This window comes from Arhodomonas sp. KWT (assembly GCF_010993615.1).
Map to the genome: position 1 here is coordinate 1 of NZ_WNXE01000615.1, position 985 is coordinate 985.

Below are 985 nucleotides of genomic sequence, written 5' to 3' on the forward strand. Positions count from 1 at the left end.
CCCCGAGCTGGCGAACCTCCATCCCGGTCTCCGAGGTTATGTCCGGCGTCGGGCCGGAGGCACCGTAGTGCGGGTCCTCCAGGGACAGGTCGTAACGCGGATCGGCGGCGCTGCTGCCCTGGCCGAAGGTGGAGTCGAAGTGGTGGTAGTCCACGCCCAGCATGGAGTGATGCTGCAGTGCGCCGGTATCGAAGCGGGCCTTGAGGTGGTTGTCGACCTGGAACGCGTCCATGTCCTCCTCGAGGGCGGTGGCACCGCGCTGGTAGGTGTCGCCGTCCCAGCCGCCGCCGGCCGCGGAGCCCGTGAGGTAGCGGGCGTCGAGGTCCAGGCCGCTGTAGCGGACGTTCTGTCCCACCTCGAAGACGCGGTTGAAGCGGTGCGCGAGCTGGTAGCCGAACTGGTACTGGGTGACCTTCTGGTAGTCGTAGTCCGGGTCGCTGGCGCGGATGTCGTAGATCTGGCCGTTGCGGTTGAGCGAGGCGACGTTGCTGTCGGTCTCGTCCTTCTGGAGCAGGCCGATGAGGGTCAGCGAGGTGTCCGCTGTCGGCTGCCAGGTGAACGACGGGGCGAGCATCAACCGGTCGTCGGCGATGTGGAAGTTGCCGTCGCCCTCGCGGGCCAGGGCGACGACGCGGTAGCGCCGCCGGGCCGCCTCGTCCAGCGGCCCGGAGACGTCCGCCGCCAGCTCCCGGCGGGAGGCGGAGCTGTAGCGCGCCCGGATCTCGCGGTGCGGTTCCGTGGTCGGGCGCTTGCTCACCCGGTTGACCAGGCCACCGGCGGAGCTGGCGCCGTAAAGCGAGGAGGTTGGGCCCTTGAAGACCTCCACGCGCTCCAGGTTGTAGGGCTCGGTGCGGAAGGTACCGTACTGCGCGTAGGGCTGGCGCAGCCCGTCGCGGTAGTCGCCGACGGTGGTGACGGAGAAGCCGCGTACCCGGATCTGGTCGAAGCGGGGATCGAGTCCATAGGCGCCTGTGGTCACGCCCGC

Annotated in this window: 1 protein-coding gene; it reads right to left on the reverse strand. The window is 69.5% G+C overall.

The features are described 5' to 3' along the window. The coding region (locus G7A99_RS21150; RefSeq protein WP_163143883.1) for a TonB-dependent siderophore receptor at positions 1–985 on the reverse strand (985 nt) is incomplete at both ends.